Annotated in this window: 15 protein-coding genes and 4 pseudogenes; 2 read left to right on the forward strand and 17 right to left on the reverse strand. The window is 33.7% G+C overall.

The genetic code is table 11. From position 1 onward, the window contains the following. Positions 1–13: 13 nt before the first annotated feature. From HRG09_RS17220 to HRG09_RS17295, 16 genes and pseudogenes are all read right to left on the reverse strand, one after another. A pseudogene (locus HRG09_RS17220) lies at positions 14–828 on the reverse strand (DUF3952 domain-containing protein). Positions 829–1,208: 380 nt separating this feature from the next. Beyond that, positions 1,209–2,197 (reverse strand): annotated as a pseudogene (locus tag HRG09_RS17225) (hypothetical protein). Positions 2,198–2,331: 134 nt separating this feature from the next. Continuing rightward, positions 2,332–2,679 (reverse strand): DUF4176 domain-containing protein, encoded by a 348-nt coding sequence (locus HRG09_RS17230; RefSeq protein ID WP_174102123.1) that lies wholly within the window; start codon positions 2,677–2,679, stop codon positions 2,332–2,334. Position 2,680: 1 nt separating this feature from the next. Next, on the reverse strand, positions 2,681–2,941 hold the full coding sequence (locus HRG09_RS17235; RefSeq protein ID WP_174102124.1) for a hypothetical protein: 261 nt from the start codon (positions 2,939–2,941) through the stop codon (positions 2,681–2,683). Positions 2,942–2,979: 38 nt separating this feature from the next. Then, positions 2,980–4,521, reverse strand: coding sequence for a lipase family protein (locus HRG09_RS17240; protein WP_174102125.1), 1,542 nt, complete (start codon positions 4,519–4,521; stop codon positions 2,980–2,982). 28 nt (positions 4,522–4,549) lie between these two features. Next, entirely contained in the window at positions 4,550–5,344 is a 795-nt protein-coding gene (locus HRG09_RS17245; protein ID WP_174102126.1) for a DUF3952 domain-containing protein, read from the reverse strand. Next, positions 5,341–9,570: pseudogene (gene essC, locus HRG09_RS17250) on the reverse strand (type VII secretion protein EssC); the annotation flags it as partial. The pseudogene essC and the gene HRG09_RS17245, both read right to left, overlap by 4 nt. Then, positions 9,562–9,846: pseudogene (locus tag HRG09_RS29820) on the reverse strand (FtsK/SpoIIIE N-terminal domain-containing protein); the annotation flags it as partial. The pseudogenes essC and HRG09_RS29820, both read right to left, overlap by 9 nt. Before the next feature lie 325 nt (positions 9,847–10,171). Next, positions 10,172–11,371, reverse strand: a complete 1,200-nt coding sequence (essB, locus tag HRG09_RS17255; protein WP_174102128.1) for a type VII secretion protein EssB — start codon at positions 11,369–11,371, stop codon at positions 10,172–10,174. A 269-nt stretch (positions 11,372–11,640) separates the two neighbouring features. Continuing rightward, positions 11,641–11,892 carry an EsaB/YukD family protein gene (locus HRG09_RS17260; RefSeq protein ID WP_174102129.1) on the reverse strand — a complete coding sequence of 84 codons (252 nt, stop codon included), beginning with the start codon at positions 11,890–11,892 and terminating at the stop codon, positions 11,641–11,643. A gap of 12 nt (positions 11,893–11,904) precedes the next feature. Further along, positions 11,905–12,408 carry a type VII secretion protein EssA gene (gene essA, locus HRG09_RS17265; RefSeq protein WP_174102130.1) on the reverse strand — a complete coding sequence of 168 codons (504 nt, stop codon included), beginning with the start codon at positions 12,406–12,408 and terminating at the stop codon, positions 11,905–11,907. Next, a complete protein-coding gene (gene esaA, locus HRG09_RS17270) occupies positions 12,380–16,054 on the reverse strand; it encodes a type VII secretion protein EsaA (RefSeq protein WP_174102131.1) in 3,675 nt (1,224 codons plus the stop codon). The genes essA and esaA overlap by 29 nt, the downstream gene beginning before the upstream one ends. Positions 16,055–16,208: 154 nt before the next feature. Continuing rightward, positions 16,209–16,505, reverse strand: coding sequence for a WXG100 family type VII secretion target (locus HRG09_RS17275; protein ID WP_174102132.1), 297 nt, complete (start codon positions 16,503–16,505; stop codon positions 16,209–16,211). A gap of 514 nt (positions 16,506–17,019) precedes the next feature. Further along, on the reverse strand, positions 17,020–17,505 hold the full coding sequence (locus tag HRG09_RS17285) for a GNAT family N-acetyltransferase (RefSeq protein WP_174102134.1): 486 nt from the start codon (positions 17,503–17,505) through the stop codon (positions 17,020–17,022). Then, complete coding sequence (locus HRG09_RS17290; RefSeq protein ID WP_174102135.1) at positions 17,502–18,050, reverse strand: 2'-5' RNA ligase family protein; 549 nt, start codon at positions 18,048–18,050, stop codon at positions 17,502–17,504. The genes HRG09_RS17285 and HRG09_RS17290 overlap by 4 nt, the downstream gene beginning before the upstream one ends. Positions 18,051–18,056: 6 nt before the next feature. Then, the gene (locus HRG09_RS17295; protein ID WP_174102136.1) at positions 18,057–18,623 is read right to left on the reverse strand and encodes a GNAT family N-acetyltransferase; all 567 of its coding nucleotides are present in this window, start codon (positions 18,621–18,623) and stop codon (positions 18,057–18,059) included. Positions 18,624–18,757: 134 nt separating this feature from the next. Here HRG09_RS17295 and HRG09_RS17300 point away from each other — a divergent pair, with 134 nt between their 5' ends. Together HRG09_RS17300 and HRG09_RS17305 are read left to right on the forward strand one after the other, a co-directional pair. Next, positions 18,758–19,654 carry an ABC transporter permease subunit gene (locus HRG09_RS17300; protein WP_174102137.1) on the forward strand — a complete coding sequence of 299 codons (897 nt, stop codon included), beginning with the start codon at positions 18,758–18,760 and terminating at the stop codon, positions 19,652–19,654. After that, positions 19,651–20,691: an ABC transporter permease gene (locus HRG09_RS17305; protein WP_174102138.1), complete on the forward strand. Its 1,041-nt coding sequence runs from the start codon at positions 19,651–19,653 to the stop codon at positions 20,689–20,691. The genes HRG09_RS17300 and HRG09_RS17305 overlap by 4 nt, the downstream gene beginning before the upstream one ends. A gap of 456 nt (positions 20,692–21,147) precedes the next feature. Here HRG09_RS17305 and HRG09_RS17310 read toward each other — a convergent pair whose 3' ends face one another. After that, entirely contained in the window at positions 21,148–22,275 is a 1,128-nt protein-coding gene (locus HRG09_RS17310; protein ID WP_174102139.1) for a metallophosphoesterase, read from the reverse strand. Between the last annotated feature and the right edge of the window lie 122 nt (positions 22,276–22,397).

Consider the following 22,397-nt stretch of genomic DNA (forward strand, 5'->3'; position numbering starts at 1 on the left):
GTGGCATTCTCCTTTATTTTTTATCATGATATGCCTTCTCATAATCTACATATCCTTTTTTCGCATCTTGATTGTTATCTTGTTTTCTATTAAAGTATGTGTGTATCTGTAACGCATATCTTACTAAATTCCCCTCATCGTTCTTTTTTTTGTAGTCTACATCAATACTTACTTGCATTATCTGCATTGGATTTTTTGCGGCGTCAAGATGAAGTACAATTGTCGCCCCACGATATTCATCATATTGTATTTTCAGTTTGTCATTAATAACACTTTGAAATTCTGATTCAGTTAAGCTATATCCAACTGTATTCGGCTGATCAAATTTTTTGATATCATCGCCTGGCTTCATCTTTAGTTTCCCTATTCCTTTCAAACGGTCACAATTAAATTAACGTATGAAACATCAAGATTAGAATCTGAACTTTGTACCTGCCCATTTTTATACATAATATTTGTACTATAAACAGTTTCTTTTTTATAATTTGCGTTTGTCCCTTTTTCCTTTTTATTCTCTATGTCAGTAGCAATTGTTTGTGTTGTGTCTCCATATAAACTTTTATCTTTCGTATTATATACACCTTCCGTAGTTTGACGGATTGTTTTACTGTGCCTTCCATCCTCTTTTTCCTCGTACGTACTGTATATACCTCTTTGTGTCACATGCGCATACCCATCATCACTCGCAGACATAACCTTCTTCATGTCTTCTTCATCCAAGGCCTTTACAAATGGTTCATATTTAATTTTCGTTTCAAAAAAGCTACACCCACTAAGTAAACTTCCAACGATCGCCATAAGCATCAGCACCTTAGCTTTCTTTTTCATACTGTCACCTCATTCGTTACTCTTGGTATTTTAAGTTTTATAATGTTTCCTTTTTAGTAGTCATACACTTCGTCTTTTCCTAAAGATGTTTTGTTACTTACGTATTTAATATTGAAAACACTTTGATCGTTTAATAGTATAGTGATGATACCCGCTGTTAGTTTACTTCTCATTTTCAAATTGAAGTCTGCCAACATCTACAGAATAATAATATACTTACTTAACTTATTGTTATTAATCTTAGCAAGTGCATAAAAAGAAAGAGCATATTTTGAAAAAACGATTAAAACATGCTCTTACACTTTTAATACAAATGATTCATTTTACGAACTTATATCATGCTTTCACACCAAATAATAAACGTAAAGAGTGCTTTAGGTTTATTCCTTAGGATACCTTTCTTTTATAAATCCTTCGATGCTATTACTTTTTTTGATTTCTTCTGATGATAACAAGGATGTCCCACTTGTTCTATCCTTGTTGGTTAAAAAGATAGTAAATTCTTTATTATATAGTTCCTCTTTAAGGATAGTGATCACCTTTGTCATATCCTCAGTAAAAAAATCGGGATTATTTTTATATTGGTCCATAATAACTAAAGTCACCTCATACTCCGGACACTCCCCATCTTTTGGATGTGAACAAGTAATATCTTCAAATGCAAAACGGTCGTTTTGAACTTCCTTTAATCTGTCTCCTACTTTTGTTTGAGTTTGAATCAAATATGTCCAATAACTTCTTAAAGTGTTTTTCATTGTTAGTAGCAGTTCTTCTTTCGTTATAACTTTTTGTACGTTTTCAAAAGGGAGACCTAAAGATTCACCATTATGATCTTTAATTTCAAGTTCTGTAATCTTTTTATTACTCTTCTGAATGAGTTGGAATAAAGCATATAAACGATCTAATTCTGCTGATTCAAATTGACTATAATCAATCTTGTTACTCGTTTTTAAAGTTAATAACAACTCATCAGTTGGTTTGTCTTCATTATAATCAACTATATACTGAAGAACACTTTCTTTTTCAGATTCCTCGTAGTCTAATTTTTTAATTTCTTTTAAAATTGGTTTAAATTCCTTATATTGCTCATATGTATTTTTTCCGTATTGGTATTCATCACCTTTTATTGTTGAATAGAAGAAACCATCTACCTCTACTCGAAATTGCATATTTTTGTTATTTTTTGCTTGAACAGTATGATATGTATGTCCCATATTCCCTTCATGTATACCGCCCCAATCTGTTACAACAACATCGATTCCATGTTTTTCTTTTATGTATTTTTTACCTGGTCTTCATTTTCATAATTACAACCACTCAAAAATAAGAAACATACTAATAACCACATTACATTTTTCATTCTTTTCATATAACCCCTAATACCCCTTCCTTACGTAAGAAATGATTCCTTGTTGTGCAGCAAATTCAAAGCCATCTTTTCCCACAATCAAAATAAGCTCCCCTCTTTCCATACAGGAAGAGGAAAGCTTATTTCCTTCTTATTTATTGTTGCTCTTGTGTTTCTACCGCTTGATCTTTTTGCTCTCTTTTATTTTTCTCTATTACTTTTTCTACAAACTCATTCCGCCATATTTTAAATTTAGCCGCAAATTGACCTTCAATTTTATTTCGATACCCTTCAAACTTCACTTCTACAATGTCAGAGTGATTAAATAGTTTATATGTTTCTCCTGTCAAACCGACTGGATGTAGTACTCCTCCATAATCATAGAACGTATCATCATCTAACAAAACACCTCTTGTAGTGATTACATAATCTGCATCTTCTTCTGCGAAGCTTACTCTCACTACACTACCTAAAGGTAATACTTTTTCCATATAATCTTTCATATTAATTAACCGTCCCTTTTAATACTACGATTTTCTCTTCTATTTTTTGTCTCTTTTTTTCTAGTTGACGAATCCGATCAATAAAGGCATCACGTGTTTTTCCTTGCAAGTTGCTATCGATACTACTTTCCAATCTTCTAATATCACTCGTTAAAGCTGATGCTGCTTTTTCAAGTTGCATTACTACGTTCATAATTTGATCTCGTCCACCGTTATCCGGAAATGTACTATGAACTTTATTCATTATCATATGTAAATCCATATTCATTACCCCTTCTTCCATTCTATCAATATCAAATTTTAATAATATGCAACCGCACCTAATTCCTCATCTTTTGCCATCATAGAAAAGATTGCTTCCGAAACATCTTCATTCAATTGTTTCAAATCTTTTGAGAGCTCTTTTACATCTTTTGAGATTTCACCTAATAATGAACGGTTTATTCCTCTACTACCATCATTCATAAAAAGATGAAGCAATGAGTGTCGATGAGTTAAAATATGCTCTGCTACAATTGCAGTAACATTTGTATCTATGTGGAAATCCCCTTTAAACATTTCTAATAAATCCTGCACATAAGAAGCTGCTACTTCTTTTGCAATTTCTAAAATTTCAGTTGCTGCTAGATACACCACGATGCGCCCCGCTAAAAAATCTACAGCAGCTTTAAATACAGATTCTAATACTTCTAACACCTTTTCTTTACATTTAGCTAGAGTTGTTTCGATCCAATCTACAGCGGTATCTACTGCACTCTTAATTTCTATCGTAGCTGTTATACTAAATTTAATAGCTTCTGATGTAATTTTTGATTTCATATTTTCATATTTTTGCTTTAATTCAGAAAGCCCTTCTTCAATTTTCACTTCTATTTCTACAGCATCTGAATAAACTGTTAACGCTCCTATGAATGCAGCGATTGGAGGGGTATTTATGATTTTTTTTATCACAGTTCCTCCTATAGCTTCCTCTACAGTAGACACTTTTCTTTTAAACTTATCATGCACTATCCCTGTATAGAGCGCCCCAGTTGAATTTGAAATTTCTAAAAAACCTGGTTTTAAATCCCACCCTGTGTCATTGTCACTCACTAGCTTATCCGTCCATACTAAATGACCACTTTTATCATAATCATCTTTTGTAAAAGCATACGAATGTCCAGCGCCATTAGGAATTTTATACATTCTTCCAGGAGTGGTAAAATCACCAACGTTTATTCCAATGTGTAACGGATCATTTTCATTAATAATATTCCTAATGTTCTTCATATCGAATCCGTCACCAAATTTTTCAACATCTCGATCCAGAACAGGAGCTGGATTTAATGTTAACGCTTCAATATTATCTTCTTGGTGTCTTAATGCTACCGTGTTAGCTATACCACCACCTAATGAATGTCCTGTTACACTAATTTTCGCAGAAGGATTTTCATGTCTCATCCTCATATAAAAACTATCCCCTTGATCATACTGTTTTACTGCAAGATTCTGTTCCCAAACATTACCCAATGCTATTTTATTTGCATTCGTTATATTGTGACCAGCAATTTCAGCATCCGTTATTGCATCCGTTCCATCTTCTGTTCCTACATATGTTATTACAATTTCTCCTGTTGTCGTATCTTTAAAAGCATATGCTGCAAATCCTGTTTTTTCATCTACTTCATGATCTATAAGCTCTGCATTGAAATTTTTTTGTAATCTTCTTAGATTCTTTTCGTCTGATTGATCATACGGATATTTGCCTGCCTTAAAATTATAGATATCCTGACCGGCTATCTCCAATTTCCCCCAATCAGAACTTATCTTTAACTTTTTATTTTGCTCCACATCCTTACTCATATTACTCCCTCTCCCTCCTAATCATTTATTATTTTTTGTACTGTTCTTTATAATCTACATATTCTTTTTTTGCATCTTGATTGTTATCTTGTTTTTTATTAAAGTATGTTTTTATCTGAAATATATATTCTACTAACTTTCCCTCATCATTCTTTTTCTTGTAGTCTATATCAATACTTATTTGTAGTATCTGCATTGGACCATTTGCGGAGCCAAGATGAAGTACAATTGCCGCCCCATCATATTCATCATATTGTATGTTTAGCTTATCATTGATAATATTTTGAAATTCTGATTCAGTGAGTCTATATCCAACTGTATTAGGCTGATCAAATTTTTTTATATCATCGCCTGGCTTCATCTTTAGTTTCCCTATTCCTTTTAAACGATCCACAATTAAGTTAACATAAGAAACATCAACATTAGAATCTGGACTTTGTACCTGCCCGTTTTTATACATAATATTTGTACTATAAACGACCTCTTCTTTATAATTTTTATTATCTACATCAGTAGTAATTTCTTGTGTTGTATCTCCATATAAACTTTTATCTTTCGTATTATATATACCTTCCGTAGTTTGATAGATTGTTTTACTGTGCTCTCCATCTTCTTTTTGCTCATACGTACTGTATATACCTCTTTGGGTCACACTCGCATACCCATCATCACTCGCAGACATAACCGTCTTCATATCTCCTTCATCCAACGCTTTTACAAATCTCTCGTAGTCTATCTTCGTTTCCCCAAAACTACACCCGCTAAATAAACTCGCAACTATCGTCATAACAATCATCACCTTAGCTTTCTTTTTCAATTTCATACTGTCACCTCATTGGTTACTCTTGGCATTTTAAGTTTCATAATGCTTCCTTTTTGGTAGTAATAGACTTCGTCTTTTCCTAAAGGTGCTTCGTTACTTATATATTTGATATTGAAGACACTTTGGTCATTTAATGGCATTGCGATGATGCCCGCTGTTAGTTTACTTCGCATTTTCATTGGTAAGGCATCACGGTTTCGATCGATATAGTCATGATGACCTGCTAGGACAAAGTAAATACCAACTGTTCGAGATAGATCAATTAAAGTCGCAGCATCGTCTGTTTCTAAGTAAACGAGTCTGCTAAATTCTTCGACGTTTGTCATAATAATAAGCTGTTTTGTAAACACTGGTATTTCTCTACCTTCTTGTCTTGCTTGTGATAGTTCAAGAGATCGTTCGCGAATCACTTCCATCCAGTATTTCACATGAACGTTTACTTCATTTTCTTCTACGATGTAATGCGTCACATTGTCTTTATATTGAACGAAGCTATACTCAGCTGTATCTACTAATGTTACACTCTCAAAATAGTCTTTATTCATTTGAGAAAGTATACTTGATACGATTTGTTTTCTCATACTATCATCTACACTGTAAATCATTAAATGATCGTTAACCGCAATATCATGCGCAACAACTTCTACATTTGTGAAGTCAAGCCCAAGTGGAACTTGTCCTGCTTGTAGTGCTTTGGCAACATCTTTGTTTTTCCGATATATGAGAAGGTCAATGATTTCTGGCATCATTGGAATTGCCTTCGGACGTTCTCCGTCCCATTCTTGATCCATTTCACTTGCTTCTTGTTGCAGTAACTGAATTTGCTCTAATTCGTCTTCTGCTTTTGTCGGTAATGCCGACTGGAATAATGTCGGTGAATCTAATTTTATAATTGCTCGTCCTGCCATTTCTTCTACTTTCAAATCAGATCGGCCTACAATACCTGAGATTTCACTTTGGTCAATCATATATAGACATGTTTGCAGTTTAATGTTGTTGTATAGTTGAATACGCAGTGCATTTTGTCGTCCCGCACTAATTAAGGTATGAATTCCTAGGCTAGCACCTTCTCGGACGATTTGCATAATCAGCATTTCAAATTCCTCATAAAATTTAGCTTCTTTCACTGCATCGTAATTATCAATTGCAACGATGATATTCGGCATTTGTTTACCGCTAGCTTTCTCATACATTTCTATACTTGCGACGTCATATTCACTTAGCATACGTTTACGTTGTTTCATCTCTTGTGTTAATCTTTCAACTAATTTTAAGCACTTTTCTGCTTCGTCAATCGTAATTGTATCCGCAACATGCGGCAGTCCTTTTAATGGTAAGAGACCATTCGTACCAAGGTCTACTAAATACACATGCAAATGCTCCGGACTATTCTGACGCGCTACATCCATAATGACTGATTGTAAGAATGTTGATTTACCGTAACCTGGACTTGAGAAGACGGCAACGTGTCCATCTTTACTTATGTCTAATGTTAATGGTGTTTGTGATTGTAATTCTGGTTGGTCTAGTAAACCAACTGTTGCTTGTAATGGTTTCTTCGCCTCATTCCACGCTTCTTTAAAATGAACTGGGTGTAAGTCTTGCAGGAATATTTTTTCTGGAAGCGGTGGTAACCATGGTCTTGCGAGTGCTTCGATTTGTCTATCTTCTGCGTAATCGTGAATATAATTAATAACTGCATCCAGTTCAGACGGTACAGTAGCAATCTCTTTGTTATCTCCAAGTCCACTTAAGTCTTCACTTAAGATTTCATATTGACCTAAGTCGTTGATCGCATAAATGGTTGTATCAAGGCGATCTTGATCGTCCTTATCTTCTACGTAGTCAGCACCGCTCCATGCAGATTGGAATAATTCATAGATTTCATTATTTCCGACCTGTAAGTATGCTCGTCCTGGCAGTGTAATTTCTGCTGCATCAGGTGTTTTTAATATTTCATTACTGTCTGATGTATTTTGCACTTTAAGCGCTAGTTTAAATTTCGAGTTACTCCAAATTTGGTCATCGACAACCCCGCTTGGCTTTTGCGTAGCGAGTATTAAATGAATACCAAGAGAACGACCAATACGCGCTGTTGAAACTAATTCTTTCATAAAGTCTGGCTGTTCTGCCTTTAGCTCCGCGAACTCATCACTAATTAAGAATAGATGCGGCATTGGCTCTGTTACAGCGCCTTCTTTGTATAGTTTTTGATATTGGTTAATATGATTCACATTATTTTCGCCAAATAAGCGTTGGCGTTTTTGTAATTCTGCTTTAATTGAAGCAAGTGCACGCATACTTTGCGCACCATCTAAGTTCGTAATCGTTCCTAGTAAGTGCGGCAAATTTCTAAATAAGTTCGCCATTCCTCCGCCCTTATAGTCAATTAATAGAAATGCAACTTCATAAGGATGGAAATTGACCGCAAGCGATAGAATATAAGACTGAATAATCTCCGACTTACCAGAACCTGTTGTACCAGCGATTAACCCGTGTGGTCCGTGTGCTTTTTCATGTAAGTTTAAATTCACAAGATCTTCTTTACCACGAAGACCAAGTGGAACAGCTAATGATTTATGAGCGGCATTTTTTGCCCAACGGTCTGTAATATTTAATTCATCAATTTTTTCAACGCCGTACATTTCTAAGAATGTAACACTTTCTGGAATACTATTTTTTAAGTTTTGTAAATGATTAAGTGGCGCAAGTGCGCGTGACACATCTTCTAAGTTAAACCCTTCCGGAAAATGGTCTGGTACGAACTGACGATTGACAAGTTCTCCTTGTTCTAAGATAATATTTCCTTTTTTCGAGTCTCTTATATCTACAACTGTCTTCACATGCTCTGGTAAGCTTTGCATTACATCTTGAACAAATACAAGCGATACACCTAAATCAGTTGGATCTTCATTAAAGAATTCCATTACAACGTGATCTAAGATGAGTTTTTCGTCCGTTATAAGGACAACATAATGCGGTGAAAAATGTATCTTTTCACTTGAATTACTTTTTTCATCTACTTTCAGTTTTCGTTCTTTTAATATTTGATACAAGCTATTCAGTACTTGATCTCGGCTTCTATCATGGTATACAAAACCGCGTACATTAATATCTCTTACACTTGCATGCGGGAGCCAGCGCATCCAATCCCACTTCTTCTTCTCCTCTTCAGGAAAAACAGTAATAAACTGCAAGTCATAATAACTATGGAATAAAGCGGTTTGCATGACTAATAGCTGTAATTGTTCTAGCACTAACGAACGTTGTCCAATATAGCCAACTGGTCCATTCATTAAATCTGTTACAACTGGAACGTCTGCTAAAGAAAGATATCGCTGCCTTAACTCACGTGCCATTGCAGTAAGTTCATCTTTAAATTGGCTAAATTCTTCTTCATTAAACTCAATTTCAAAACTAGAATCTGCATTTCCTTTTCCTGCTCGGTATGTTAAGAAATCGTGGTGCATGATCGTTTTTTCGTATATACGAGGATTCACTTCTATTGTCATTTCTCGAATTTCTGTAACGTCTGGATAATGATAATGAAGTGCATGACGTTGTTTCTCACTTTCAGCATACAGATCCTTTGTTTTTTGTACTAAGTATTCCCTGTAACTCTTATCTCGCTCGGCAATATCAATTTTGTATTGTTTTAAGTTTTTTATGTACGATGTGATCGAAACAACGACAGTCACGATCGTCATTGCTAGTGATGCAAAAATAAATAAGCCGTATGACTGGAATATAGATAACAATACAGTTACCGCAATCATTACGAGAGATGGCGCAATAATTCTCGCTAATTGTTCAGTCGGTTTTGATGGTTTGCTCGAAGGTCTTGCAATTTTCATCTTTTCAACTGGTTCACGATAAATAATTCGCGGTGAACGATGATAATCTGGATACTCATCATGATATAAGTTATCCGCTTCTAGTAGACTAGGTAATTTAGAATTCACCCGATTCTCCACTCCGAATATTTGAACATCTTCATTTCCCATTTGAATTGTTATGCCATCAAAATATAAATGATCGCCAGTTTCTAATTCCACTGCCTCTTCTAACTTAGAATAATTATGAAACACATTCCCTTCATACACGTTTATTTTAAAGGGCTCACTTAAAGTTTCACGAATAAACAAAATATCTGTAGCAGTATCTTGAATCGTTATGTCATCATAGTCATTTTTACTAATTGCTATGGAAAGTTTTCCTGATGTATCATATACAATCATTTCTTCTACAGTTGCAATCCAAATGCGTATCGTTTTTCCATTCTTTAATTGAATCGTATTCGCTTTATTAAAATAAAGAGTTTTCTCTCCTATTTTCCAAGCAGCCAATTCATTATCCCAATTCAGTACTAATGATTCCTCTAAATCAAAATCAGTAATATTATTTGACCATTCTTTCCCAATCGTCACTGTAGGACGTTCGGATGGATGTAAGCGGCATTTATGTAACTGATCGCCGTAACTTAGTGCAAGTAGCTGCTCCATACTTCTCCACTTCTCCTTTTGTTCACTCTATCTGTAAGGAGTTTTTATACGTATATATTCATCTTGATTTTCCAACATATAAGTCGCCGCTATGAAGAATAAAAGATATCCTACACTCGTTTTCTCTTTTTATTTTCACTTGGCATGGGGCTAAAAAAGGACCTGACCGCTTCTATCCATGGGCGGACGCTCTCTCCCACCTAAAAAAGGGTTTATGTCGTTTTTTCATTTTGTATTTATATAGATTCGATATATACGTACTCCCTATCTTTTCTTGTTGTTTATATCCTATTTTCATATAGACTCAGCAAAAATTTTTATCCTTTTACTTTGCTTTTTCTGTATTAGATATATCTTTTTCATTAGATGAATCACTATATTTTTTCTCATACTCTTTTAATTGCTGCTCAAATGTTTTTAGTTTTTCATCGCGCTCTTTTCCTGATAAATCTGGATTATTTTTCACTGCTTCTATTTGTTTAATTAATCCATACATAATTAATTGTGGATCATCGACACTTTTCGCTAAATCTAACGATTTATCGAAATTACCTTTTCCGTTATAAATCCAGTACAATAAATACTTTTCATCACTTTTTAAAGTAACATTTTTCATAATTGCTGCTTTTTGCGCATCAGATAGTTTTTCTACTTTCAAGTAGGAATACGCTAACTCATATTTAGATGCGAATGGTAATGTTTCAAACTCTTCTTCGCTCAAATTATTAATTACTTTGTCATAATCCGTTGCTAAGAAATTTTTATTCGCTTCTAAAAGTTTATTTTGATATGGTACTTTCATAAAGGTATAGTAAACGACTGGTGCTGCTAGAATAACTGTTGCTGCCGCAAATGAGAATGCTAAGTATTTAAATAATTGAAACTGTTTTTTCGGAACAAGTTGCATTGTTTTTTCTGCCTTTTCTTGTTCCTTTAGAAAATTCACTTCAATAAACTGTAGCAATTCCTCAAAGCTTTCCATGTTCACGACATTCTGTTCAAATGTCGTTTCTTTTGCATTTTCTAATAAACCAGCATATAAATCATCATAACTATGTTTTTTAGAAAACAGCGCTACAATAAGGCATTTGTATTGGAATAAAAATTGTTCTTCTGTTAGTGGTTTTGGCGGGACAATATCTCGAATTCCGCGATGTATAATAAATGGCATTAAATTTGCATCAAATACTAAATTGTCAGGATGTAAAAAGAAAGTTGTTCTTCTATGTAAATACTTTTGAAAATGGGCTACATTTCGAATTAAACGTAATTTTTCATTTCTTTCTAATTCCTTCAAATCTCCCCATTTCAATAATTTCTTTTCTACTGTATATGTAAAAATAAATGTATCATCTTGTTCTTCTATTGTTACTGGTAGAAAAATAGATGATACATCTGTTAATAACTCCAATTGACGGTTATCTTTTACTTGCGTTTGTGACTTAGCAAGTTCTAATTTCCAAGTATCTTCTTCTATTTCAAATCGATACTCCATTGAATCAATCTGAATTATTTTCTCCGTCATGTTCTACCTCTTCTCCTTTTCCTCATAAGCCTATATGTATTTTATAAATCCATTTTGATTTTTCGATATATAAGTTAAGTCGCTGTTATAAAAACAAAAGGTGACTTACACTCGTTTTCGCTCTCTGTTTTAACTTGGCATGGGGCAGGAAGAGGATCTGACCGCTTCTATGCATGACCCGATGCTCTCTCGCCTAAAAAGAAAGGGGTTATGTCGTTTTTTAAATTTGGATTTATATAGGCTACATGCTTCGTTCATAATTATGTCATTTATATTACTTGTAATATATCCCCATCTGTTACTTGATGATCTACCAATCTATCATCATCTGTTAATAATAACGATTTATTCACAACTTTAATTACATGATTTGATGTATCGTATTGTTCGATATTCAATGTTTCAATTAAATTTTTAAGCAAATATTTAACAGATTGATGATTTGGAATTCGTAAATCGTATGTATTTCCATTCCATTTATGAAAATCAACAGTGACGTTAATATGTGTTTGTATAGCCATTTGTGATTCTCCTTACATCCAAATTTTCCGAATGATGATTCCAATTCCAACGAAAATGAATATAACCCCACTAATGATTAATCCAATCAATGTTGTACTAATTGGCTCCTGGGATTTCGATTGGCTACTATCCATTTCAGCAGAATTTGCTTTCACAGTATAATCTTTTGAAAATAAGCTTTTCTGTGTGTCTTTCATATCATCTATTTTTTTCGTATTTAAAAATAAAGAGTCATTCAACTCTTTCATCTCTTGCTTTTCTTTTTTTTGTTTTTCCTTAATTTGCTTTTCAACTTCTTCGTTAAATAATTGAATTGCTGCTTTATCAAGTTCTGTCTCTTGTTGCCCTTTTTCATTTCCCTCTTGATTATCTTGGTGTACCCGATCTACTTTAAACTCAAGTTTACCGTTATCATTCAGGTAACTGTCTGCCGCGCCCCTCATGGGTAACGCGGCAAACAAGAAAAGAAAAAAGACAAATGATAACTTAACTAGCTTTATGCACTGTTTCATCATCGTCCTTATTTTCCTCCCACCTTTTATGCCATACAAATAAATTGATAATAAATCCAACAATTGCGATTACAAGAAGTACTGCGAAAGTGACATGGCCATCATTTTTACCACTTATAAAATTGTTGAAGAAGTTTTCTATATACTGTAGTGGTGAAAATTCGCGTAACTTACCAAGATAGGATGTCTTAGTTACTTTGACTCCAACAGCTTCTGTTAAAAATAAATACAGACTTAAGGATGTCAATAAGATAAACATACCTACCATTTTTAATTGACGTAATAGATATGTGGAAACGAAGACAAAAGCCATCATTGTAATTGTTATAAAGGCGATCCAAATTAACTTTTGGTTCCCGCTGAATTCCAATAGTTTTCCAGCAATCATACCAATTATTATCCCTTCAACAATAGCTATTCCAAATGTAATTGCCGTAACTGGTAAGTTCATATCTAAAATCGATAATTTTCCTTCAAAATCATCTTTTTGACTACGCTTTCTTTCTTGATTCGCAATAGCGTATGACGTAAATAAAGAAACAATAAAACATACTAATACAATTAAATATGGTGTGAAGGTATTTCCAGCTGTAATAACACCATCATTTTGTTTTAAAACTGGATTCGCTAAAAATTGGTATAACTGTTCATTTTGTCGTTCACCAATGCGGCTATTCGCTAATACTTTACTGAAGTTTTTCGAGAATGATTTATCATCTGATACTTTTTCAGTTAAATTGTTTAATAATGTATCAGCTTTTGACACAATCGTTACACCACTATCTTGAATCTCTTTTGCTTGATTATTAATTTGATCAAATGTTTTATATACCTCATCAGAGGCTAACAGCGTACCTTTGGAACTTTCAGCTAATGATTGACTCTGCGTGAATAACGATTTCAATCCAGTATCTAATGCTAATATAGCTGTCTGTTCTCCCTCGCGATTACTTATTAATACTTTTTGTTCCTCCATCAGTTTTAAGCTATTTTCACGCCACTTCGCTGCGCCGCTCAAATACTCAGCTAAGTTCGTATTCATGACATTAGCTTGTTCTGATGTTTGCTTTAATGTTTCTGCCAAATGGTCTGAATTTTGGCTAGCATTGTTAGTGATTTCTTGTAAAGCATTGATTTTTTGTTTTACCTGATCCATATCAGACGTAACTTCTGCATGGATTTCGGATGAAACAAGATCTGTAATTATATCTAATACATTTTGCTTATTTAACATGTAATAAAGAGAATTTGGTGTAGCAAGGTTTTTTAACGCTTCTTTCTCTAATTGTCCTGATAAATCTTCGGTTTTCATATCAAGCCCATAATATAGTTGGTATAGGCCTAATAATTCTTCATAATTTTTTACTGTGTTTACAGCATCCTTGATTAAACCATCGGATGATAATGATGAAGATATATTTTCCGATTTCTGATGGACAATATGGTCATTTGTGCGTTCCGTTTTTTCACCGTATTTATTTTCATCACCTGGATCAGTTGTGCCACCGCCTTCACCCGGCTTCGTTGGGTCGGTTGTGCCACTGCCTTCACCTGGCTTCGTTGGATCGGTTGTACTGCCGCCTTCGCCCGGCTTCGTTGGGTCGGTTGTGCCACCACCTTCACCTGGCTTCGTTGGATCGGTTGTGCCACCACCTTCACCTGGCTTCGTTGGGTCGGTTGTGCCACCACCTTCACCTGGCTTCGTTGGGTCGGTTGTGCCACCACCTTCACCTGGCTTCGTTGGGTCGGTTGTGCCGCCGCCTTCACCTGGCTTCGTTGGGTCGGTTGTGCCGCCGCCTTCACCTGGCTTCGTTGGGTCGGTTGTGCCGCCGCCTTCACCTGGCTTCTTGTCACCATCTTTATTAGGCTTTGTTGTTTCATTACCAGTAGTACTATCAGTCAATTGTTTAATTGACTGTACTGGTGTTTTTCCACGATTTGTTAGCTGAACGACTTGACTATTTTGTTCACTATTACTCCCATTATTTGTTTCTGGATCAACAGGAGGAGTAACTTCAGGTTTCGGATACGGTGTTGTTTTTTCAGCGGTATGAGTCAAATCCCATTTCCATGTTACTGGTGTAAAAACATCAATATTTGCGTTTTCATCTGACAATTTGACATGCACACTAACAGATAATTCCCCTTCTTCTCGAGAAGGCAGCACAACACTTCCATTATTTAAATAGTCTGCAGTATAGTCTTGTCCATTAATCATTAAGGCTTCTGTATTTGAATACAGTTCAAATCCCTCTGGAAGTTGTAAACTAAACGTTTGCGATGCATCCATTTTTGAATTCTTTTCTGTATCCTTAAAAGTAATCCCATTAGTCGCAAGATCTTTTTTAATACTCTTGATTGTATTTTCTAAAGGAATATCGTTAGAGCCTTCATAATGGAAGTCATTTTCTTCACTATACTTCTCAGAAACTTTCACTACATTTTTCAGTTGCGTCTTTGTCTCCTCAGGTAAAGTGAGTCTATCAATTTCTTCAACATTCATACTTGCTAACTTATTTATCAAACTTTCAATTTGTTTCTTAATTTGATCGTTTGGTTGTTGCATTAAAGTATTTAAATATACCTCTTTTTTATCATTATCCGATAGCTTCGCTTTTAACTTTTGATTAATTGTTTCTTGAATATTTGTCTTTAGCTTATCTGCTAGCTCCGCATCATAACTTTTCATTTTGTTATTGACGTCTGTTAAATATTGTTGAATTGCTATTGAATCGGATAACGCATTAGATTGTTTATCTGAGTCATTGAAATGGCTTGCTATTACTTTATTCGCCGATTCTAAAGCACTTAATTGCTTTAGCACATCATTTGTACTGAAGTCACTAGTAAACTGATTGAACTGATTCGAAAAATTATTTGCTAACATATTATTATTTGTCTGCAAATTTTGGAGATTACCGAAACCATCTAAATAAGAAACGTTAGATTTCGCATCCTCATCAATTGTTTGCCCAAACCTTTGCAATACACCTTGGAACCCTTTAAAACTATCAACTGATACGCCTGTATAATCTTGTACAGTTTCAAATTGTTTCGTATAGTTTGCCAAAGGACTATGTACATCTGTTTTATATACTTTCATATGGGCTTGTTCTTTATCTACAATTGCCCCAACGTTATCCTGTGCAGCTTGTAATTTCCCAATAATGCTAGCGAAATAAACATCTATAATACGTCGATTAAAATCTTCTAAAATCGATGCTGCCGTCTTTTCTGCTTCTGTTTTTAACTCTTTATTTCCAGTTGCATTAACTTTATAACTTAAAGTTAATTTCTCTGGTGCTTCAGAATTAATTGACACAGCCTTTCTAGAAAAGTCATTTGGAATTACAATCATCATATTATAGTTATTATTTTTCAAACCACTTTCTGCTACCCCACGACTGACTACATACCACTCTTGATTATTGTCTTTATTAATGTTTTTTATAAACTGATCTCCAAACGCTATTTTATTCCCTTCAAATACCGTCCCTTGATCTTCATTTACTAAGGCAACCGTCATTTTTGGAGTGCTTTTTTCATCTTCTTTTTTTAACTTTTTATTTAAAGCTAAATAGGAAGTCCCTGTTGCAAATACAAGGGCTAAAATGATAAACAACAAGATACTCCACTTAAACTTTTTCAATACTTATCACTCCTGCGAATAAAAAAATCTAAAACCTGCCTATTACACATAAAAATTAAAATTTATTCTTTTCTTGAAAGTAAGTTAGCCATACAACAGAAGTCGCATGGCTAACTTTGAAACCTTCTTTTTATGTAGAGAATATCAGTGTTTCTTATTTCAAGCCGAAATTACGTGACAACTCTTCATCATGAGAAGCGACTGCTTCTGCAGTTTTTGAAAGTTGAACATTAATCTCATGTAATAATTGTGAGAAGTTTTCTACTTTTGGTCTTAATTCATTAAATTGTCGATCAAAACCTTCGAAAGCACGACCTTCCCATTCTCCTCGCAATTCATTCTGTAATCCTTGTAATTTACGAAGAATGTCATCAATTTGTTGAGAGCTTTGCCCATATAAAGCAGATTTTGCTTTAAGCTCCTCAGGACTCATACGAATTTGTCCAGCCATTAAAATTTCCCCCTTAATAATGAATGATTTAGTAGAATTAACTAAAATTTAACTCCACCTGGATAATTATAGAATAATAATAATAAATTGAAAAGAAATTTTTTAACGATTCTAAACATATATTAAAATTAATATTTTACGATATGTTATTTTTTTACCAAAATATAGTTGTATATCATTTTTTTGGAATTTATAGCCCGATCTCTTACGCATGTTCCTTAATCCCTTGTATAAAAACTTGTTTATCCTGGTTAAGAATCCCAAACAATTTCTGCCATTATCTTCATCTTATATTTCTACAATTGGCATTCATATATTTCCATCCGGACTCTCTAATCTCATTATAATTACCTTAAGCCCTGTTTCTATACTTGTTTGATGAAATTCTCCTTCATTCCATCAGAACACAACATGCCCTAATTGTACTTTCAGCCCCTCCCCCTTCTCCTTACACAATAAGAAGCAGCTGGGACACAGCTGCTTCTTATTGAATCATTCCTTTTGGCTTTATTCTTTATGTATATAAAACCATTTTTATAGTTTGCAAATTATGCCCTTCAAAATCCTCTTCAAATTGCTCTAAAGTTGCAAAGCCCTTTGCTTCATAAAAGCACTTCCCTTTTTCATTTGCGGCTTCTACATGGATATAAATCTTTCGAACACCTTCTAAAAGGGTAATACCTCTTTGCAATAAAACTGTACCAATCCCTTTCCCTTGGTGTCCCGGTAATATATAAATCGCTCCTAATTCCGCTTCATTTTGATATTTAATAGGTGAAAAATTAGCAAACCCAACAATTTGATCCTCTACTTCTGCTACAAATAGGTGTGAATTCTCTAATCTTCTTTTCATCATCTCATCCGAATACGCTTGTTCTAAAAATTTCTCTTGAACTTCCTGCGGAATAATCCCTTTATATGTATCATACCAAGCCACTTTCGCCACTTCTTGTACAGTAGCAATATCTCGTGCGTTCATTTCTCTAATTACATATGTCATATCGATTTCTCCATGCTTTTCAATGTATATTCCGCTATCACACTACACGAAATTGGATTGCTATTTTCATAGTTTATTCTGATTAATTTCAAACTTTCTATCACTGCCTTTTGTACTTTGAAGTCTTTATATATAAAATCCATTACATTAACAAATTGCTCTCGCTTTAAACGAGTTGCAATCGTACAATGCGGTACCCACTTTCCAGGTACATAATACGACTGTGGTTGGTCATGAAAATCCACGAAATGATTATGGAATGATTGATGAAGTTCTAACAATCTTCCCGTTACTATTGGTGCGAGAAAAATAGTTCCATTTGTAGGAAATGTACCAACAGAAGAAAATTCAACTGGAAAGCACTCTATATGTTCTGTAAACTTTTCTAATTTCTCTCCATACAGCTTTAAATCCAAAGTATGATAATCTGCTAATTTAATATGAGGTTCTAAGTCTTCATTATGTCCAATATTTATTCGTTCCTCTCTAATTTCTTTCACGTGCTTTGAAAACCTTTCATCAAATGCAGCAATAACGGCGTACATCTTTGTTCACTCCTTTTCTTCCCTTAATGCTTCCCACTCTTCACGAATCATTCCCATTCGAATAGAATCATAATATGTCCCATTATAGTAACGACATTTCCGCATTCTACCTTCTAACTTCATCCCAATTTTTTCTGCAACTTTTATCATTCGCTCATTTCCAGACCACGTCGTTAATCCAACCCTACCAATCTCCATATTCCTAAATAGCAAATCTCTATATAATCGCAAAGCTTCTGTACCATATCCTCCATTCCAATACGCTGGTTCATAAATAGTAATCCCAATTTCTAGCCACCGCGTTGCCTTATACTCCCAATAGAAACCAACTGTTCCAATTATTTTGCCATCAACCTCAATAATGAGTTGAGACAAGGGTTCCTCTTTTAACTTAGATTGTAAATTCCCCTTGTATTCTGGGTACTCTTGCATAGAGAATGGAAAGTATGGTGCATCCCACTTCTTCCACTCAGGTTCTTCGTCCTTATATATTTGTGAATATAACAACTGTATATCTTTCTCTTCTATTTTTCTTACTATCACTTTTTCCCCTTGCATATATAGACGTTCCATGTTTGCCTCCCGTACTATTAAATCAAATATTAGAATTAAACATATTAATAATATTATATTTATTTTTCGGAAAAATCAAACAATAACAAAGCTATTTATTGTATAATATTGTAAAAAGTTGTCGGAGGGATTTGATGTTAAACAAAACATCTCAATTTGTGATAAAACTTTCATCCATCGTTTTATCACTTTTACTACTACTAAATCTGCCTTATTTGTTTGTCACGCAAAGCGGCTTCACTTTTCAACCAATTATATTTTTTAAACAAATTTTCACTATGTTAAAGCAGGTATTCTCTCCTGAATCCCTTATAGTTCTATCATCAGACGCGAAGTTTGGTAACTTAAAAAAAATCCCATTATTCCCAACCGTTTTAGAACCTTACACATATTCATTTACTGTTTTATTTGTAGCTTTTGTTCTTGCACTTTTTCTCTCATCTAGTATGGCATTTTTTTATTTTTTGGCGAAAGATTCTATCAAAAAATGGATTAACAGAGTTATTTTTGTATTAGAAGCGATCCCTGATATGATGATGATGATTTGTTTACAAATATTTTTCATTTTGGTACTTCAGAAATTTGGAGAATCTCCTGTCACAATTATTTCTTTTAATGAAAATCGCGCTTATTTACTTCCTATTTTATCTTTAGCAGTCTTACCTACATTACAAATGTTTCGGATGATGGTGTTATACATAAAAGAAGAACATGAAAAACAATATGTAGAGGTTGCATATGGAAAAGGCCTTTCATCAAGTTATATACTATGCATTCACTTATTCAAAAATATATCTATTCACTTTTTCCATCATTTAAAAACAATCTTTGTTTTCTTGCTTTCTAACTTGTTCGTTTTAGAATTTGTTTTTAATATGAAAGGCATTATTCAATTTTTATTTAGTAAAGCATTCATTTCACCCGCTGCTACATTTATCATACTTATTATGATTATTTTACCTTTTTATATAATCTTTCAAATCATTTCATTAATGATGAACAGATGGCAAATGAAAGGAGAAATTTTATGAAATATATTTGGAAATCAAAACGATTTTTAGTCGGATTCATTTATCTTTTCTCATTAATTATGGCTAGCTTTATTTATACTTTGTTCTTTAAAGATAGTATACCAGAAGCACCTCTGTTACTTTATAATGACAAGAATGAGTTACTTGGTAAGGCACCCTTTCCACCATCTTTAATGCCACCTTTTGGCTCTGACCGTTTCGGAGAATCTATATTTTTACAAGTTTTAGACGGAGCGAAATTTACAATTTTATTCGCTGTTGCAATTAGTTTATTACGCATTTTATTTGGGACGTGTTTAGGTATTCTATTAAGTTTATACGGCGCAAAATGTAAAAGATTTTTCCAGGCATGTTCAGAGGTATTTTATTATATCCCGACTGTATTTATCGCATTTATACTTATCACACCAGTTAACATTGTAATCACGTCAAATGCGGATCGACTAAGCCCAAATATCCCATTTGCACTTTATCAAGCTATTATACTCATTTTTATCGCTCTCCCTACAATCTCGTTATATATTTCATCAGAAGTTGATGAATTTATGCAAAAAGATTATATATTGAGCTCACAATTAATGGGAGCAAGCCGTTTCCATATTATAAAGAAACACTTACGTGTCTTATTGCTCGATCGTATATTTGTTTTATTTATGGAGCATATTGTCCAAACACTCATACTCATGATCCACTTAGCATTACTTAACATTGTGATCGGCGGGGTACAACTAAAAGAAATGGATCAAGGTGAGTTCAAACCCGTTTCACTCTCAAATGATTGGGCAGGTCTTATCGGATTAAATCGTTATGAAATGAATCTTTCATTATGGATTATTTTTTATACACTCATTACATTCTTTATTACAATACTTTTCATTAAACTCATGACAACTGGAATTCAAGACGCACTCAAATCAAGAAATTCCCAAACAGTTATGATACAACCTGTTCAGGATCAAAAAATATATGTAAAAAATAAAGATTCTTTTTCAGTTGTTTCTTCAGAAGAACGAAAACAGTCTTCTCTACATTTGTAAAAATATGATTAGACGAAACTGCTGTTATATCATTTTTGAGGAATTTATTATGAAACATGTTCAAGAACTATATCAACAATTTCAAGAAGAAATGGGATGAAGTCACAATGATAGACGTAATGAATTTCAGCACAATAAAGAATTTCTCCTATATATTCATATGTTATTGACGACAGATGTCGCTGAAGTCGCCGAGGAATTTCGGGCACTCTTTTCCAGAACTGAACAACTAAAAAAATAAAGCGTTTCTGAACATGAAACATATGCTCAGGCGAAGGAAGAAATTCGTGAAAATCTTGGTAAAAAGCTTGCTGATTGTCTAGCTTATTTATGTAAGTTGGCTAACTTTTTTGATTTTAATTTAGAAGATGAACTTCGCAACAAATTAGATGAAATACGAATGCGCTCTCAAAGTCTACAAAATAAAAAATAGGAGGATATTTTCCTTCCTATTTTTTATCTATATACTTTTAATTCCTTCTCTTTCACTTTAAGAAGAAGTCCCTTCTCTATCCAGCCTTCCACACCATCTTTTTTAATTAAATCATATCCCGTACAGCTATCATCAATAAGCGAAACAATATCACCTTTCCTTACACTGATTTGCGCACAAGAAATATCCGTTTTAACAGTATAATTTGCTGCTTCATTTTGCTTTATATATTCATTTTTAACATATAAGCGTTTCTTTGTTTCTAGTTGTTTACATATTGTAAAATCACCATTTGTTTCAACTGGTACAATATGATAATACGGATACGTGACTCCGCCTTGCATCATTAGTTCTGCATCAAAATCTGCTAATATTTCATATTGCGGAAAATGATCTACATATGCATATGAAAACACATCTTTAGAAATTGATCTATGAATAATAAATGCATTTAATTGACCCGCTTCTTTAATCGTATTACCGCCATCAATCGCAATTATTTTCTTATTTTCATCAATAACTGGATTATTAGATGGTGCCTCTTCAGAATAATTGACAACAGGCCAATGCCCAACTATTACATACTTATTTGCACGATGTGATTTAGTAAAAAACTCCGGCATTGCAATCGCATTTTTCCGTTCGGTCTTCTTCCAATCTTCTATATCTTCAAGTCCTGCGTGTACAAAAATATAGTCATCTGTTTCAATAACAGTCGGCAATTCTGTAAGCCACTTTATTTCTATTGAAAAATGACTCGTTAATATATCTTTTACCTCACGAATATCCGTCTCTTCGTTAATATGAAAGCCTAATTGATCAAGCCATTCATTAAATATAGAATGCTTTCTCGTACATAAATAGTTTATTAACCCAGGATTTTCATTTAAGAGAGCATCAACTAAGGCTTCACAATTCCCTTCAATAACATGTACGTTTGGATTATGAGCTTCAAGTTCCCTAACATAGTTTACAACACCTATACTATTGCTTCCTTTTTCACAAAGATCACCATTAATGATTAAATAATCCTCTAGACTAAAATTAACTTTGCTTAATAATTTTTTTAAAAGTTCTAATTCTCCATGAATATCAGAAATAACAATAACTCTTCCCTCATTTGGAATAGATATTTTTTTAATTTTATCCACTATAGACGCCCCTTCTATCATTTACAACTTTCTACATATTTAATTATTCCGTTATCATTTCATAAAAACTATTCGACAAAATACCTTACCGTACCTTTTTTACAAATTATTTCTGCTATAAC

This window comes from Bacillus sp. Xin1, from assembly GCF_013314535.1.
Classification (GTDB): Bacteria; Bacillota; Bacilli; order Bacillales; family Bacillaceae_G; genus Bacillus_A.